At 52.6% G+C, this 15,618-nt stretch carries 12 protein-coding genes and 1 riboswitch; of the genes, 5 read left to right on the forward strand and 7 right to left on the reverse strand.

The genetic code is table 11. The annotated features are described in order from the left end of the window. Positions 1-175: 175 nt before the first annotated feature. The gene (locus AC07N2_RS04860) at positions 176-748 is read left to right on the forward strand and encodes an outer membrane beta-barrel protein (protein WP_494777254.1); all 573 of its coding nucleotides are present in this window, start codon (positions 176-178) and stop codon (positions 746-748) included. A gap of 56 nt (positions 749-804) precedes the next feature. Here AC07N2_RS04860 and cphA read toward each other — a convergent pair whose 3' ends face one another. Both cphA and AC07N2_RS04870 read right to left on the reverse strand, forming a co-directional pair. Beyond that, positions 805-3,369 (reverse strand): cyanophycin synthetase, encoded by a 2,565-nt coding sequence (cphA, locus tag AC07N2_RS04865; protein WP_494777255.1) that lies wholly within the window; start codon positions 3,367-3,369, stop codon positions 805-807. Between the two features lie 131 nt (positions 3,370-3,500). Then, positions 3,501-5,672 carry a cyanophycin synthetase gene (locus AC07N2_RS04870; protein WP_494777256.1) on the reverse strand — a complete coding sequence of 724 codons (2,172 nt, stop codon included), beginning with the start codon at positions 5,670-5,672 and terminating at the stop codon, positions 3,501-3,503. A 231-nt stretch (positions 5,673-5,903) separates the two neighbouring features. Here AC07N2_RS04870 and AC07N2_RS04875 point away from each other — a divergent pair, with 231 nt between their 5' ends. From AC07N2_RS04875 to AC07N2_RS04885, 3 genes are read left to right on the forward strand one after another with little or no spacing between them, the layout of a single operon-like run. Next, positions 5,904-8,171, forward strand: coding sequence for a cyanophycin metabolism-associated ABC transporter (locus AC07N2_RS04875; protein ID WP_494778112.1), 2,268 nt, complete (start codon positions 5,904-5,906; stop codon positions 8,169-8,171). After that, positions 8,168-8,650: a cyanophycin metabolism-associated DUF1854 family protein gene (locus AC07N2_RS04880; RefSeq protein ID WP_494777257.1), complete on the forward strand. Its 483-nt coding sequence runs from the start codon at positions 8,168-8,170 to the stop codon at positions 8,648-8,650. Before AC07N2_RS04875 ends, AC07N2_RS04880 begins: the two co-directional genes overlap by 4 nt. 49 nt (positions 8,651-8,699) lie before the next feature. Next, positions 8,700-9,680, forward strand: a complete 981-nt coding sequence (locus AC07N2_RS04885) for an NAD(P)H-dependent flavin oxidoreductase (RefSeq protein ID WP_494777258.1) — start codon at positions 8,700-8,702, stop codon at positions 9,678-9,680. A gap of 45 nt (positions 9,681-9,725) precedes the next feature. Here the strand turns inward: AC07N2_RS04885 and AC07N2_RS04890 are convergent, their stop codons facing one another. The 3 genes from AC07N2_RS04890 to AC07N2_RS04900 form a co-directional block, all read right to left on the reverse strand. Continuing rightward, the gene (locus AC07N2_RS04890; protein WP_494777259.1) at positions 9,726-10,301 is read right to left on the reverse strand and encodes a TMEM165/GDT1 family protein; all 576 of its coding nucleotides are present in this window, start codon (positions 10,299-10,301) and stop codon (positions 9,726-9,728) included. Between the two features lie 10 nt (positions 10,302-10,311). After that, positions 10,312-10,489, reverse strand: a riboswitch (yybP-ykoY riboswitch). A gap of 123 nt (positions 10,490-10,612) precedes the next feature. After that, entirely contained in the window at positions 10,613-11,380 is a 768-nt protein-coding gene (locus AC07N2_RS04895; RefSeq protein ID WP_494778113.1) for a phytanoyl-CoA dioxygenase family protein, read from the reverse strand. 120 nt (positions 11,381-11,500) lie between these two features. Next, a complete protein-coding gene (locus AC07N2_RS04900; protein ID WP_494777260.1) occupies positions 11,501-11,962 on the reverse strand; it encodes a 2,4'-dihydroxyacetophenone dioxygenase family protein in 462 nt (153 codons plus the stop codon). Positions 11,963-12,093: 131 nt separating this feature from the next. Between AC07N2_RS04900 and AC07N2_RS04905 the strand changes: the two genes are divergently transcribed. Next, entirely contained in the window at positions 12,094-12,927 is an 834-nt protein-coding gene (locus tag AC07N2_RS04905) for an aldo/keto reductase (RefSeq protein ID WP_494777261.1), read from the forward strand. Between the two features lie 68 nt (positions 12,928-12,995). Here the strand turns inward: AC07N2_RS04905 and AC07N2_RS04910 are convergent, their stop codons facing one another. Both AC07N2_RS04910 and ettA read right to left on the reverse strand, forming a co-directional pair. After that, on the reverse strand, positions 12,996-13,592 hold the full coding sequence (locus tag AC07N2_RS04910) for an IMPACT family protein (RefSeq protein ID WP_494777262.1): 597 nt from the start codon (positions 13,590-13,592) through the stop codon (positions 12,996-12,998). Positions 13,593-13,707: 115 nt separating this feature from the next. Further along, positions 13,708-15,375 carry an energy-dependent translational throttle protein EttA gene (gene ettA, locus AC07N2_RS04915; RefSeq protein ID WP_076592913.1) on the reverse strand — a complete coding sequence of 556 codons (1,668 nt, stop codon included), beginning with the start codon at positions 15,373-15,375 and terminating at the stop codon, positions 13,708-13,710. Between the last annotated feature and the right edge of the window lie 243 nt (positions 15,376-15,618).

Here is a 15,618-nt window from a genome sequence, read left to right on the forward strand (position 1 = left end):
AAGGGTCAGACAAAACGACTTGCTGTGAAGCACCAATTTAGCATTAAACCGCAGCAAAAGAGAATGAATGAATTCAGCAATCTCCCATATTTAAGGGATGGTTATTTCTTTTTGGCAACGTTACGATGCTGCCGGCAAAAACCAAAATAATCATCTTAAATAGGGAAGTTAAATAATGAAAAAACAGTTGTTAGTTGTACTGCTCGGAACTGCTTTGGCTGCGCCAATGGCTGCTTATGCTGAAGGTGCGTATGTTGGTTTCAATGCTGGCCGTGTGAAGCAAAAGGCATCGGATGGATCTGAGTCGTTGAAAGACAATACAACAGGCTACAAGTTGTATGGCGGATTTGATTTCAACAAGAATTTTGGTGTTGAAGCTGGTTATGTTGACTTCGGCAAAGCTAAGGCAGCATACACGGACGGCGCGATTGCTGGTACGTTCGGCGCTAAACCAAAAGCACTGTATGTTGCAGCAACAGGTACTTTGCCATTGAATGAACAGTTCTCTTTGTTCGCAAAAGTTGGTGCGTCGTTTAATCGCACTAAAATCAGCATGGAAGAACCGGGTTTTAGTGGCAGTGTTTCCAAAAACCATACAACAGTGTTGCTGGGTGTTGGTGCGGCTTACAATTTCACGAAAAATCTTGCTCTGGTCGCAGAGTATGAAGATTTCGGTAAAGTTTTCAAAGAAGATGGCCTCGACCTGAAAACAAATCTGCTCTCTATCGGTTTGCGCTACAAATTCTAATTAGAGTTCTCTCTAATAAAAAAGCCAGCTTGACGCTGGCTTTTTTGTTTTCAGAATCACGCCACGCGTGAGGCTATGTGCGCCAGTGCTTCTTCCACCTGATCAACCAGAATCAGACATAAATCACCTGCTTCCAGTTTTGCCAATGCGGTATCAATCGCAAGGAATTCGCCCTGGATTTCCTGTGTCGATTTTGTGCGTGTTGCCTTGGCCAGACCTTCGCGCAACAAGCCTAATACTTCGCCATCGGCGCGGCCACGTTGGCATTGGTCTTCATACAGGATGACATCGTCGAATACATCGCCGAGAATTTGTGTTTGACGGCGTAGATCTTCATCGCGTCGGTCACCGGCACCGCTGATGACTACCATACGACGTTTCGATGGCATACCTTCAACTGCACGTGCCAATGCTTCGATTGCATCTGGATTGTGGCCGTAGTCAGCGATCACGGTTGCGCCGCGATGCGAGAAGATGTTGAAGCGACCTGGTGTGGTGCTTGCGCTATTCTGGAAAGTGCTCAGGCCTTCCAGCACGACATTCCAATCCAGACCGAGTCCCCATGCTGCGCCGATTGCTGCCATTGCGTTTTCGATTTGGAAACCGATCGTGCCGTTGTGCGTAATAGGGATGTCGGCCAATTGAATGCGATGTTCGAACTTGCCTTGCGATGCCACGATAGTCGCGCCATCTTGATAAATGACACGATTGCCTTGCGCACGATGTGTTGCGAGGACAGGGTGATTGCTGTCTTGTGCGAAGAAAGTGACGCTGCCGGTGCAGCTACTCGCCATATTGGCGACCATAGGATCTGCAGCGTTCAATACGGCGGTGCCGTTAGGTGCTACGTTTTGTACGATGACACGTTTGACGACAGCCAGATCTTCAACGGTGGAAATGAAATTCAAGCCGAGGTGATCGCCGACACCGATGTTGGTGACGACTGCCACGTTGCAACGGTCGAAGCCTAGGCCTTCGCGCAAAACGCCGCCACGAGCTGTTTCAAGCACGGCAGCATCGACGTCCGGGTGCATCAACACATTACGTGCGCTGCGTGGGCCGCTGCAATCGCCAGTGTCTATACGTTGATTCTCAATATAGACGCCATCGGTACTGGTCATGCCAACGCGATATTTATTGGCTTGCAGAATGTGTGCGATCAAGCGCACGGTAGTGGTCTTGCCGTTGGTGCCGGCGACTGCGACGACTGGAATACGACCATCATCGCCTTCTGCGAACATGGTGGAAATGATGGCTTCACCAACTGGACGGCCTTTGCCGAACGATGGTTTGATATGCATGCGCAAGCCTGGCGCGGCATTGACTTCAACTACGCCGCCGCCTTGTTCTTCCAGCGTGTTGTGAACGTTTTCGCACACCAGATCAACGCCGCAAATATCGAGGCCTATCATTTGAGCGGCTTCCACTACGCGTGCGGCCAATTCTGGATGTACGTCGTCGGTGACGTCGGTTGCAATGCCGCCGGTGCTTAGGTTGGCGTTATTGCGCAATAGAACCGGCGAGCCTTTGGCTGGAATGCTGCTCAGGACGTAATTCTGTTTTTCTAGCGTTGCCAGCGTTGTGTTGTCGACCTTGATCTTGGTCAGCGGAGTCGCATGGCCATCGCCGCGCAGCGGATCGAGATTGACTTGATCGATCAATTGTTGAATCGTTTGTACGCCATCGCCGATGACTTCTGGCGGGGTGCGACGTGCTGCAGCGATCAACTGTTTGCCGACCACGAGGAAACGATAATCCTGTCCCGAGATATAGCGTTCGATCACGACGTCGTCGCAAATGACTTGCGCTGCGGCAAAGCCTGCTTCGATTTCTTCGCGGGTTTTCAGGTTGACGGAAACGCCTTTACCCTGATTGCCGTCACGCGGTTTGATGACGACGGCGGCACCGATTTCTGTCGCGGCATTCCATGCATCTTCTGCGGTTGTGACCGAGCGACCGTCCGGTACTGGCACGCCAGCTGCATTTAATAGCAGCTTGGTCATTTCCTTGTCTTGCGCGATTGATTCTGCGATGGCGCTGGTGAAGCCGGTTTCCGCCGCTTGTATGCGTAACTGTTTGCTGCCCCAGCCGAATTGCACCATGCTGCCTTCGGTCAAACGGCGATAAGGAATGCCGCGTGCTACGGCTGCATCGACGATAGAGCCGGTACTAGGTCCGAGGCGGATATCTTCATCGAGTTCGCGCAGGCTGGCCAATGCGGTTGCCAGATTGAACAGCGTGTCTTCCACGGCGGAGCGGCACAACTCTTGTGCCAGCTCAAAGGCGAGGCGACCGACGGCTTCTTCGGTGTATTCGACGACGACTTGATAAGTGTCTTTTTCGACGGTTTCTATCGTGCGGCTGAATGTCACCGGGCAACCGGCTTGCGCCTGCAGACCGAGGGCTGCGAATTCAAGTACGTCAGCCATCGAGAACGCTTGTTTCGGGCGTGCGCTTTCAATGAATTTTATGCCGGGGAAACGAGCGCGTAGGCGGTCTTCGAAACCGGGGATGGCGGCAATGTCTTGTTCCGATTCATTGCACGACACAATGGCTTCGATCGACGTGTGCCGGCTCCAGAGATTGGGGCCACGCAGGGCGCGAACGCGAGATATTTCCATGGACATCTTCCTTCTTGGCGCAGCAGTCTGCCGTGCTTTGGCGCGGCGTGGCACTTTGTTATTTGATGCAGCAGTGTAAACCGCATCGGTCTCTTTATTGTTGTGATAAGCGAAAACAGTACTCATGGCTATCAGGCGGCGATGACCGCATCGGTTGGTTCAAACGACTCAATCCCGACGCGCATCAAGTCGGGGCTGACGCCAAGTGCCCATGCTGCAGCAATGGCGGCTAATACAGTTTCGATATTCAGGGCTGATTTATCCTGCACGGTGTTGCCGATCAGGATTTCTTCTTTGTCGGATGCCAGGACAATATGACCGTCGCGCAGGAAAACAGCACGTTGGCCTTGTTCCAGATGGGTGACGATCGCAGCAGTGCTGGCTGACGCGGCAAAGAAAATGACGCTGCCATCGCAGAGCGGTGCCAGTTCGACCACGCGTGCATCGGCCGCATTCAATACCGCGACGCCAGTCGGCAACACGACATCGACTTGCGTACGTACGACGCGGCTCATTTGATCCGCATCTTCGATATAGAACTCAGGCAGTTTGTCGGCTGGATCGATATTCGTGACGACGCCAACCTGGCACCAGTCGTAGGCCAGACCTTCTGACAGAATAGTCTTGCAGCTGTTTTCAAATACGGCAGTTTCCACCATGCGGTTCATCAAGACTTGACGCGAGGCATCCCAGTTGTCGCTGGATTTTTTCAAGACATGACGTTGACGCAGGAACAAGCCGTCCTTGCATGCCAAGCCGACATACGTGCCTTGCAAATGCAGCAACCAGGCGATCAGACGCGATACCGCTGTGGTGCCGTGCGAGCCGGTTACGCCTACGATAGGGATGCGACCGCTTTCATCTTCTGCAAACAGGTGATCGACAATTGCGCGTCCGACTGGACGAGCCGGGCCGTCGGCCGGCTTCAAATGCATCAGTAAACCTGGACCTGCGTTGACTTCAACGATCGCGCCGCCTTGTTCTTCCAATGGGCGGGAAATGTCTTGAGCGACCAAATCGACACCGGCAATATCCAGTCCGACGATGCGTGCGGCCAATGATGCGGCGGCGGCTACGCTAGGGTGAACTTGATCGGTGACGTCGAAGGCCACGTTTCCGTTGCGCTGCACAAGAATTTTTTCACCGGCTGGCGGGATGGATTCGGTTGTATAACCTTGGCGTGCCAGTTCCAGCAGAACTACGCGTGGATCATCTGCTTCATCGATCAGAATCAGATTAAGCGGACAATCTTCGCTGCTGCCGCGACGTGGGTCGCTGTTGAGTTGGCTATTGATCAACTCGGAAATATTTGAAACGCCATCGGCCACAACGGATGCTTCTTCACCGCGTGCGGCAGCGACCAGTTTGCCGCCTATGATCAGCAAGCGATGTTCATTGCCGAGCACAAAACGCTCGACAATGACGTCGCTGCTTTCTTGTTCTGCGAGCAAGAAGGCGGCTTCGATATCGGGCAGTGTACGCAAATTGGTCGAGACGCCGCGGCCATGATTGCCGTCCAGCGGTTTGATGACTACCGGCAAGCCTATGCTCTCGGCAGCATCCCAGGCATCGGCGACGCTATTGACGATGCGGCCTTCCGGCACGGGTACGCCGCAGGATTGCAGCAGTGTTTTAGTTAACTCTTTGTCACTGGAAATGGTTTCTGCAATGGCGCTGGTCTGGTCGGTTTCTGCGGTCCAGATGCGGCGTTGTTTCGCGCCGTGGCCTAGTTGCACCAGATTGCCATCGTTCAGGCGCATCGATGGGATGCGACGATCAGTTGCTGCATCGACGATGCAGCCGGTACTTGGTCCGAGAGCAACGGATTCCAGAATGTTGCGCAGATTGTCGACCGCACCTTGCACATCGTAAGGACGATCTTCAATTGCGGCCATGACCAGATCGCGTGCGGCAACGAGGGCGGCGCGGCTGACTTCTTCGTGACGTGCACGAACGACAACTTTGTAAACACCGCGCTTGGATGTTTCGCGTGCCTTGCCGAAACCGCTTTGCATACCGGCAAGGTTTTGCAGTTCTATCATCACGTGTTCCATGATGTGACCAGGCCAGGTGCCTTCGCGCAGGCGCATCAAAAAGCCGCCATGTACGCCAACGCCGCAGTGATGTTCGACCAGACTAGGCAACCAGGCGGTCAGGCGCTCATAGAAGCCAGGGATGGTGTTGGACGGCGAGTCTTCCAGATCGCCAATATCCACCCACGCCTCGATTACTGGGCGATAGGTCCAGATATTTGGTCCGCGTAGACTGAGCACATCGATAATATCGATGGTTTTGTTGTTCATTTGTAATGGGAAATCTGTATGGGAAAGCCAAAAATCGAATGGCTAAAATAGCTGTAACGCGCTGGCGGTTTTTTGGTTTACTTATTTATGGATTTTATTTCGCGCGCGCTTGAATACGGCAAACAAGTCGGGTCCGTTTGGATATACTGGCCGCCAATTTGAGATAAAACCAGATATTCTGGTTGCAAGTTCAACGAACGCTCGTTCTCTACGAAACCCCTTTTTGCCTTGATGAAAACTGCCTCTTCACCATTATTGTTATCAAGAAATACCATTCCTGCTCTCTGGCAGGATATTCATGTTCAATTGAACAAGGACGAAATCATACTCGCTCATTTAGAGCTTGATCTTGATTTAAGTCTACATTTCGTACCTGGCGTTGTAATTCTTACCAATTTGCGTCTGCTGTCGCGCTCCCGTAGCGTATCGACTTGGCAGACATGGCCACTGCGCGCCGACTTGGCATTGAAACATTACGATCATGCTGGCGTTGGCACCTTGGAATTACACGATGCAACTGCGCGCTTGGTCACTTGGCGCTACACGCTTGCGCAAAATCCTGATGCATTGAATCTAATTACGTTGTTCGATCAACAACGTCATGCCATCGCATCGGGCGTACCGATGAAGATGGAAGAAGCAGTAGAAGAAAACGACGACGAAGCATCCGATGCTGAAGATGAGGATGGCAATGCAGCAGAAGAGCAGCCGCCATCAACGGCTTCGCTGTTCCGCTTGTGGCGTTTTGCGCGGCCGTATCGTGGTCAGTTGCTCTTGGGCTTCCTGCTAACCTTGGCGTCGACTGCGGCGACTTTGGTACCGCCGTACATGACGATGCCGTTGATGGATAACGTGCTGATCCCGTATCAAAACGGCGTACCTATCGATAAGGGTTTGGTCACGCTTTACCTCGGCGGGCTGTTTGCATCGGCTCTGTTTGCCTGGGGCTTGGGTTGGGCGCGTACTTACATTCTGGCGTTGGTTAGCGAACGCATAGGCGCAGATTTGCGTACAACCACATACGAACATTTGCTGCGTCTATCGCTGGAATATTTCGGTGGTAAACGTACCGGCGATTTGATGACGCGTATTGGTTCGGAGACGGATCGTATTTGCGTCTTCCTGTCTTTGCATTTACTGGACTTCTTCACCGACGTTTTGATGATCATCATGACGGCAGTGATTTTGATCTCGATCAATCCATGGTTGGCTTTGGTGACTTTGCTGCCGTTGCCATTCATCGCATGGATGATTCATGTGGTGCGCGACAAACTGCGCAACGGCTTTGAAAAAGTTGATCGCATCTGGTCGCAAGTGACTAACGTGCTGGCCGATACGATTCCAGGCATACGTGTGGTGAAAGCATTTGCGCAAGAGAAGCGCGAAGCTGCACGTTTCCGTGAAGCCAATAATCACAATCTGGTCGTCAACGATCGCGTCAACAAAGTCTGGTCACTGTTTTCACCTACCGTTACTTTCCTGACTGAAATCGGTTTGCTGGTGGTATGGGCGCTCGGTATCTGGCAAGTGTCGCAAGGCATGATCACGGTCGGTGTGTTGACCGCCTTCCTCGCTTACATCAGCCGCTTCTACACACGTCTGGATTCGATGAGCCGCATCGTGTCGGTTACGCAAAAAGCAGCGACCGGTGCCAAGCGTATTTTCGATATTCTGGATCACGTATCCAGCGTGCCGGAAGCGACTAATCCAGTCCATCTGGATAAAGTGCAGGGCAAGATCACGATCCAGGATATCGGTTTCCGTTACGGTAATCGTGCGGTGATACGCGGTCTGGATCTGACGATCAATCCGGGCGAGATGATCGGTCTGGTCGGCCACAGCGGTTCGGGCAAGAGCACGCTGGTCAATTTGATTTGCCGTTTCTATGATGTATCAGCCGGTGCGATTCTGGTCGATGGCGTGGATGTGCGCTCGATACCGATTCCTGAATATCGTCGCAATATCGGTTTGGTATTGCAGGAGCCATTCCTCTTCTTCGGCACGATTGCAGACAACATCGCTTACGGTAAACCAGACGCCAGCCGCGAAGACATCATCGCTGCCGCACGTGCCGCACATGCGCATGAATTCATTTTGCGTTTGCCGCATGGTTACGATTCGATGGTGGGCGAGCGTGGACAAACATTGTCCGGTGGTGAGCGCCAACGTATTTCGATTGCACGTGCATTGTTGATCGATCCGCACATCCTGATACTGGATGAAGCAACTTCATCGGTGGATACGACTACGGAACGTGAAATCCAGAAGGCACTCGACAATCTGGTGCGCGGCCGTACCACGATAGCGATTGCGCATCGCTTATCCACGCTGCGTCGCGCTGATCGTATCGTCGTGATGGACAGAGGACAGATAGTGGAAGTTGGTTCGCATGATGAATTGTTGCTGCGCGAAGGCGCGTATTACAAACTGTATCAAGCGCAACAGCGTCAGGCAGAAGATATGCTGGAAGATGGAATCAAAACCGGGGAGGTCGCATGAGCAATTTTCAATTAACGCAGTTTCAACTCAGTCGCAATGCCTTCGGTAAATTGATATACACAGCAGCCGGCGATGATGAAGTGCATGAAGGCGTGGTACCTGTGCGTTCCTTCCCGATCGCTGCGCCGGATGTAGGCATCGCGATAGTCAGTACTGATGGACGTGAACTGGCATGGATAGAAAAGCTGAGCGACTTGCCAGAGGCAACTCGTGCTTTGCTGGAAGAGGAATTGGCGAGCCGCGAATTCCTGCCTGAGATCAAACAGATCAAGCATGTTTCTGTTTTTGCTTCGCCCAGCACATGGACGGTCGCAACCAGTCGCGGTGATGCGACGCTGGTGTTGAAGGGCGAGGAAGATATACGTCGCATCGGTGAATCGGCATTGATCATCGCCGATACGCACGGCATACAATTCCTGATTCGCGATATGAATAAACTGGACAAAACCAGCCGCAAGTTGCTCGACAGATTTTTGTAATCTCGATGCGCGTTGAGAATACGCACATCGCTGCTGAGGAGAAATGTTGATGTCGAATCGTCCGCAAGATCGTCTGCCCGCAGTACTGCAAAATCTCGTCTTGCCTGTCATCGCGGCACCCATGTTTATCGCCAGTGGTCCGGAGCTAGTGACGGCGCAATGCAAGGCCGGTATCGTTGGTGCGTTCCCTGCATTGAATGCGCGTCCGCCAGAATTGCTCGATACCTGGCTAACTGATATTCAAGCCGAGCTGGCTGCTTATAAAGCTGCGCATCCAACGGCGATCGTCGGTCCGATAGCGGTTAATCAAATCGTGCATCAATCGAACGATCGTCTCGCGCATGACGTCGAGGTGTGCGTCAAACATCGCGTTCCCATCATCATTTCTTCATTGCGTGCGCCACCGAAAGAAATGATGGACGCGATCCACAGCTACGGCGGCATCGTATTGCACGATGTGATTTCCATACGCCATGCACAGAAGGCGCTGGAAGCTGGCGTGGATGGTTTGATTCTGGTGGCAGCAGGTGCGGGCGGTCATGCCGGTACCTTGTCACCATTCGTGCTGGTTGGTGAAGTGCGTAAATTTTTCAAGGGACCGATCGCCTTGTCCGGCGCGATTGCAACGGGTGATGCGGTGCTGGCGGCGCAAGCGATGGGCGCTGATTTTGCATATATCGGGTCGCGCTGGTTGGCGACTAAAGAGTCGAATGTTGATGATGCCTATCGTGAAGCGATCGTCAGTTCTGCCGCAGCTGATGTGATCTACACCAATTTGTTTACCGGCATACACGGTAACTATCTGAAAAAATCCATTATCAATGCAGGTCTTGATCCGGATAATTTGCCGCAAGCCGACAAGAGCGCGATGAATTTTGGCTCTGGTAGTGGTAGCAAGATCAAGGCGTGGCGCGACATCTGGGGTGCGGGCCAAGGCGTCGGTTTGATAGACGACGTGGTCACAGTTGAAGAGGTCGTGCAACGCTTGATAGCCGAATACAAGGCAGCGCAAGCGCGCTTGAAGATTTAGTGCAGCATGTCGTCATCCCCGCGCAAACGGGGATGACGACCATGATTAAAACCCGAGACGTGCGCCCGCACCGAACAAAGTAGCAATCCCCAACACTGCAAAAATTGCAGCAGCCACGCGATGCACGATTTTCACCGGCATGCGACCGGCAAGCTTGTCACCGAAATAAACCGCAGGCGCATTGGCCAGCATCATGCCGAATGTCGTGCCGGCCAAGACCCAGAAGAATGAATGGAATTGTGCAGCCAAGGCCACGGTTGCAATCTGTGTCTTGTCGCCCATTTCTGCCAAAAAGAAGGCGATCAGTGTTGTCGTGAACACGCCGTACTTCGCCAACTTGGCATCACCTTCGTCCAGCTTGTCAGGGATGAGTGTCCAGCCAGCCATCAGCAGGAACGATACGCCGAGTACCCAGCGCAAGACTTCAGGCCCCAGCATGGTCGTGATCCATGTGCCTATGGCCGCAGCGAATGCGTGATTGGCAATAGTCGCGACGAAGATCGCCAAGACAATAGGTAAAGGTTTGCGAAATTTTGCTGCGAGGAGAAAAGCGAGTAGTTGCGTTTTGTCGCCGATTTCAGCGAGGGCAACAATGCCGGTAGAGACGAAGAATGCTTCCATGATGGGGATAAACTTTCTGGGGCCGGAATAATAACCAAAGCACAAACAGCGACCCCGGCCCATGCGGTCGTCATTTGAGCTATGGTCTCGCCAAGTCTTGCGACTATCTGCACCATGGCCTGCGGGCCAAGAGTGTTGATGCAGATTCCTTAGTTGACTAAGGCCGGCTACTCCCCAACGTTCGAAGCGAATGATAGCAGAATCGTGAAAACAGGATTTGTCTTTTTCAATTCTTGCATTTATTGCATCAAGGCAGATAACTTATAAGAAAAGCTCTCGGTGATGCGAGGGCTTTTCTTGTATTGAGTGCTTTAGTCGCTGATAACAATATCGCCAGCGGCTGCTGACTTGCTGCCGGCTACTGCTTGGTTGCTGTTGCCATGATAGGCAAAGGCGACCGAGGTTTTGACCGATGACGTTGTGTTGACACCAGCGGCGTGAAATAACTGGCTATGGAAAAACACCACATCACCTTGATGCAAATCGACCGGTTTGCCTTGCGCAAACAGTGCCTGATTTGGCGGATAGTCGGGACGCAAAAAATCCAGTTCGTCCAGTTGTTCACGCGCAATTGCCAGACGATGCGAGCCGGGAATGAATTTCAAGCCGCCGTTGCCGGCAATTTCATCGCCTAGTGCCAGCCAAACGCAAATCAGATCGGGTTTGGTAAACGACCAATAGCGAATATCGCGATGCCAGCCGGTTGCGGTACCGAATTGCGGATGCTTGGTCATGACGGAATTGTGATGCGCCAATGTCAGGCAAACCGGCTCGTCAAATAACTGACGCAGCTTGCCGATAACGCGTGGATCGCGCGCCCAGTCGTGAAAGCAGGTATCACGATCATAAGCGCCACGCAGACGTCGCACGGTTCTGCCGCCTTCTGCATCCAGCGATGCCGGTGCGCCCGGATAGCCAAGCACGGCTTCATATTCCAGTGGTTCTTGCGCTTCATGCAATTGTGTTTTTGCGACCGACAGCATGTGTTCGCACGCGGCAGGCTCCAACATCTTTCTGAAAACCAGATAACCGTCTCGCTCGAATTGTGCAATCTGTTCGCTGGAAAGTGCTGTGTCCATTGTGCTTGTTTTCACCTTGCTCACTTATTGATAATGCTGCGCTATCGTAAATATCCAGTGTAGCGCTTGTCTCCTCATTCTGCCTGCACGCGCAGACATTTCGGCGTGAATGTGCTGTGTTTACATGCCGGTGGGCTGGTAGTGATTACCCGCGGCATTCCATTTTTCGACATGCCATTTCCAATTGATGCGACCGATGACGTTACCGTTTTCATCCAATCCTTCCACCGGGCCGTGAAAGACGGCAAACATCACGCCGCCATTCGGACTAACCGGTTGATGCACGGCACCGTCGTGTTCATATAGATAGCAACCGGCATTGAATGGGCGCTCTGGCTCATCGCGATAATGGAAGCCGCCTTCCAGCATATAGCCTTCCACTGCGCCGACGTGACGGTGTATGGGTGCCGCTGCACCTGCTTCGAACTTGATCATCAGAGTGAAGCGTCCGGTAGATGCATCCGCCTGCAAAAGTTTGAAATGCGCACCAGGCATAGCCCATGGCAACCATTCCATTTGTTGCGGATGGCAGGTGTACAGCGTATCGCTGGGTGTTGCTGTCTGATTCGGTGTGCTGTTCATGGCCTTGCTTTACGTATAATGAAAAAATTCCAACGACTGTATCGCCGAGGATGACATTGTATGTCACCGAGTGCTGCGCTTATTGTGCGCGCTATGCGGGTTGGGTGTCTTGAATAATATGAAAGGTGCGTATGCGCAAAACGAAACTGCCTTCCGGCAAAAGCATTCCTGTACTTGGGCAGGGCACATGGTACATGGGCGACGAGCCACATCGTCGTGCCGATGAAATCGCCACTCTGCGTCTGGGATTGGATCTCGGCATGACCTTGATCGATACAGCAGAAATGTACGGTGATGGCGCATCGGAAAAACTGGTCGGCGAAGCAATTGCCGGACGTCGCGATGAAGTATTTTTGGTCAGTAAAGTGCTCCCTAGCAATGCCTCGCGCAGCGGCACGATCGCGGCCTGCGAGCGCAGCTTGCGTCGCCTCGGCACCGATTGCATCGATTTGTATCTATTGCACTGGCGTGGTCGTACACCGTTCGCAGAAACCATAGCCGCATTCGAAGCCTTGCAGGATGCAGGAAAAATTCGTCACTGGGGCGTCAGCAATATGGATGTTGACGATATGGACGAAATTGCACGTGCCGCTGGTGGCGATGCAATGTCGACCAATCAAGTGCTGTACAACTTGATGCGTCGCGGTATTGAATATGATTTGTTACCGCAAGCACAGGCGCGTGGTTTGCCCTTGATGGCGTATTCGCCGATAGAGCAAGGTCGTTTGACTGAATATCCGGAAGTACAGGATATCGCCGATAAACACGGTGTGACGCCGGCACAGGTCGCTCTGGCTTGGGTATTGCGACAAGAAGGCGTGATTGCGATTCCAAAAGCGTCAACGCTCAAACACGTACGTGAAAATCGCGCAGCACTTGATTTGCAATTGACGTCGGAAGATTTGGCGGAGTTGGACGATGTCTTCCCACCGCCGGATGGACCAGAATCGTTGGAAATGATTTGATATTTGATGCGGAAGAACATGCGACCTTGTTGGTGTGTGTTCTTCTGTAGTCAACTTAATGATCCAGATTATTTGTCATGCAGGTCACTGCGATCTTCCAGCGCGCCGCGCAATAAATCGAATGCAGCCCGCGTAAATTCCTCAGTCTGACTGCACTTCATCTTCAATAGCAGTGTGACCGCATCGCCGTATTGGGCATCGATCACGCTGACTTCCTGTTGCTCGCAGTAGCGACGCAAGGTCGATTCATCTGCAAACTGCAGAACAAAACGCCGTTCGCACATAGCTTCTACCGGTACTAATTCCGCAGTCTTGATTGCTTCGGAAATCGCCTGTCCGTATGCACGCGTCAGTCCGCCCGCACCCAGCTTCATCCCGCCCCAGTAACGTACGACGACCGCCAACACATTGAACACGTCCTTGTGCACCAGCACGTTATACATAGGTCGTGCTGCCGTGCCTGAGGGTTCGCCATCGTCATCCAGGCCGGAATCGCCATCACATATCAGCACCCAGCAAAAATGCACAGCATTCGGATGTTGCGTGCGCAGCTCTGCCAACTTTGCGCGTGCTTCTGCGCGCGTAGTCAGTGGATACAGCAAACCGATGAAACGACTTTTCTTGATTTCGATTTCAGCAGTGGCGGGTGCGGCTAGTTGATACATGCGTACAGAGAAGTGAAGAAATAATTGTTAAAAAGCCTGCACCAATGAATGATCGATGCAGGCTGTGGCGCTTTTTCAAGTTGATGCGATGTCGTGAAATCGCATGCTTGATTGATTACGTCGTCAAAGGCTTGTAACGAATCCGCTTAGGCTTCGCACCTTCTTCACCCAGACGCTTGCGTTTGTCGGCTTCATATTCCTGATAGTTACCATCGAAGAACGATACTTGCGAATTGCCTTCGAAGGCGAGGATGTGTGTCGCGATACGATCGAGGAACCAGCGATCATGCGAGATGACCAATACGCTACCGGCGAATTCCAGCAAGGCATCTTCCAGTGCACGCAAGGTTTCCACGTCCAGATCGTTCGACGGTTCATCGAGCAGCAAGACGTTGCCGCCTTTGAGTAGTGTCTTCGCCAGATGCAAACGACCGCGCTCACCGCCGGACAAGTTGCCAACGATCTTTTGCTGGTCGCCGCCCTTGAAGTTGAAGCGACCCAGATAGGCACGTGATGGCATTTCGAAACGACCCACGCTCAGAATATCGGCGCCGCCGGAAACATCTTCGAATACGGTTTTGCTGTTGCCGAGATCGTCGCGGGACTGATCGACCAGCGACACTTTTGCCGTTTGCCCGATGACGACTTCGCCGCTGTCTGGCTTGTCGAGGCCGGCGATCATTTTGAACAGTGTCGATTTACCGGCACCGTTGGGGCCGATGATGCCGACGATCGCGCCCGGTGGCACGGTGAATGACAGATTGTCGATCAACAGGCGATCGCCAAACGCTTTAGATACATTCTTGAATTCGATGACTTCATTACCGAGGCGCTCTGCAACCGGGATGAAGATCTCTTGCGTCTCATTGCGTTTCTGATATTCGTGTTCAGACATTTCGTTAAAACGTGCCAAGCGCGCTTTCGATTTGGCCTGACGCGCTTTTGGATTTTGACGTGACCATTCCAGTTCTTTCTGCAGTGCTTTTTGACGCGCAGATTCTGTCGATTCTTCCTGCTTCAGACGTGCCTGTTTCTGATCGAGCCAGGACGAATAGTTGCCTTTCCACGGAATGCCGCTGCCGCGATCCAACTCCAGAATCCATTCGGCCGCATTGTCGAGGAAGTAGCGATCATGGGTGATGCCGACCACGGTACCTGGGAAGCGCAGCAGGAACTGCTCCAGCCATTCGACCGATTCCGCATCCAGATGGTTGGTCGGTTCATCGAGCAGCAGCATGTCTGGCTTGGACAATAACAATTTGCACAACGCGACGCGGCGTTTTTCACCGCCGGATAGCACGGCGATTTTTGCATCCCAAGGTGGCAGGCGCAGTGCATCGGCAGCCATTTCCAGTTGTTGTTCAGGATTGTCACCGGCGGCAGTCGAGATGATCGCTTCCAGTCGGCCTTGTTCTGCGGCGAGCGCATCGAAGTCGGCATCTTCTTCGGCATAGGCAGCATAGACTGCTTCGAGCAGTGCTTTTGCTTCGAATACTTCGCCGAGGCCGGATTCGACTTCCTCGCGCACGGTTTTTTCTGGATCGAGTTGCGGTTCTTGCGGCAGGTAGCCGATGTTCAGACCTGGCATCGGGCGCGCTTCGCCCTGGATGTCGGTATCGAGGCCGGCCATGATTTTCAGCAAGGTTGATTTGCCGGAGCCATTCGTACCCAGTACGCCGATTTTTGCGCCCGGGAAAAAGGACAATGAGATGTCCTTCAGGATCTGACGTTTAGGGGGAACGATTTTCCCCACGCGATTCATGGTGTAGACGTAATTTGCCATTGTGATTTTAATAAAAGGTTGCTTGCCAAAGAGGTGGGTGCAAGGATAACCGATGGCGGGGGTGTACGGTAAGTGTGATGGCGGATATCGGGGGCAAAGCGTAATTAAAACCCGAAAATTTTCCTGTTTGTAAACTAGGACTGGGCGAGATTCAACTTTAGTGCAACACTGTTAATACACATGGTCATATTTCCTTGCATTATGGTGGCGCTTATCCTATTGTGCGACGCACCATCCCTCTAA

The organism is Herminiimonas sp. GW821-FHT09C12 (assembly GCF_059416385.1).

Coding starts and splice junctions, on each gene's coding strand:
- AC07N2_RS04860 (WP_494777254.1), top strand. CDS start 176: ATGAAAAAACAGTTGTTAGTTGTACTGCTCGGAACTGCTTTGGCTGCG.
- cphA (WP_494777255.1), bottom strand. CDS start 3,369: ATGGAAATATCTCGCGTTCGCGCCCTGCGTGGCCCCAATCTCTGGAGC.
- AC07N2_RS04870 (WP_494777256.1), bottom strand. CDS start 5,672: ATGAACAACAAAACCATCGATATTATCGATGTGCTCAGTCTACGCGGA.
- AC07N2_RS04875 (WP_494778112.1), top strand. CDS start 5,904: ATGAAAACTGCCTCTTCACCATTATTGTTATCAAGAAATACCATTCCT.
- AC07N2_RS04880 (WP_494777257.1), top strand. CDS start 8,168: ATGAGCAATTTTCAATTAACGCAGTTTCAACTCAGTCGCAATGCCTTC.
- AC07N2_RS04885 (WP_494777258.1), top strand. CDS start 8,700: ATGTCGAATCGTCCGCAAGATCGTCTGCCCGCAGTACTGCAAAATCTC.
- AC07N2_RS04890 (WP_494777259.1), bottom strand. CDS start 10,301: ATGGAAGCATTCTTCGTCTCTACCGGCATTGTTGCCCTCGCTGAAATC.
- AC07N2_RS04895 (WP_494778113.1), bottom strand. CDS start 11,380: ATGGACACAGCACTTTCCAGCGAACAGATTGCACAATTCGAGCGAGAC.
- AC07N2_RS04900 (WP_494777260.1), bottom strand. CDS start 11,962: ATGAACAGCACACCGAATCAGACAGCAACACCCAGCGATACGCTGTAC.
- AC07N2_RS04905 (WP_494777261.1), top strand. CDS start 12,094: ATGCGCAAAACGAAACTGCCTTCCGGCAAAAGCATTCCTGTACTTGGG.
- AC07N2_RS04910 (WP_494777262.1), bottom strand. CDS start 13,592: ATGTATCAACTAGCCGCACCCGCCACTGCTGAAATCGAAATCAAGAAA.
- ettA (WP_076592913.1), bottom strand. CDS start 15,375: ATGGCAAATTACGTCTACACCATGAATCGCGTGGGGAAAATCGTTCCC.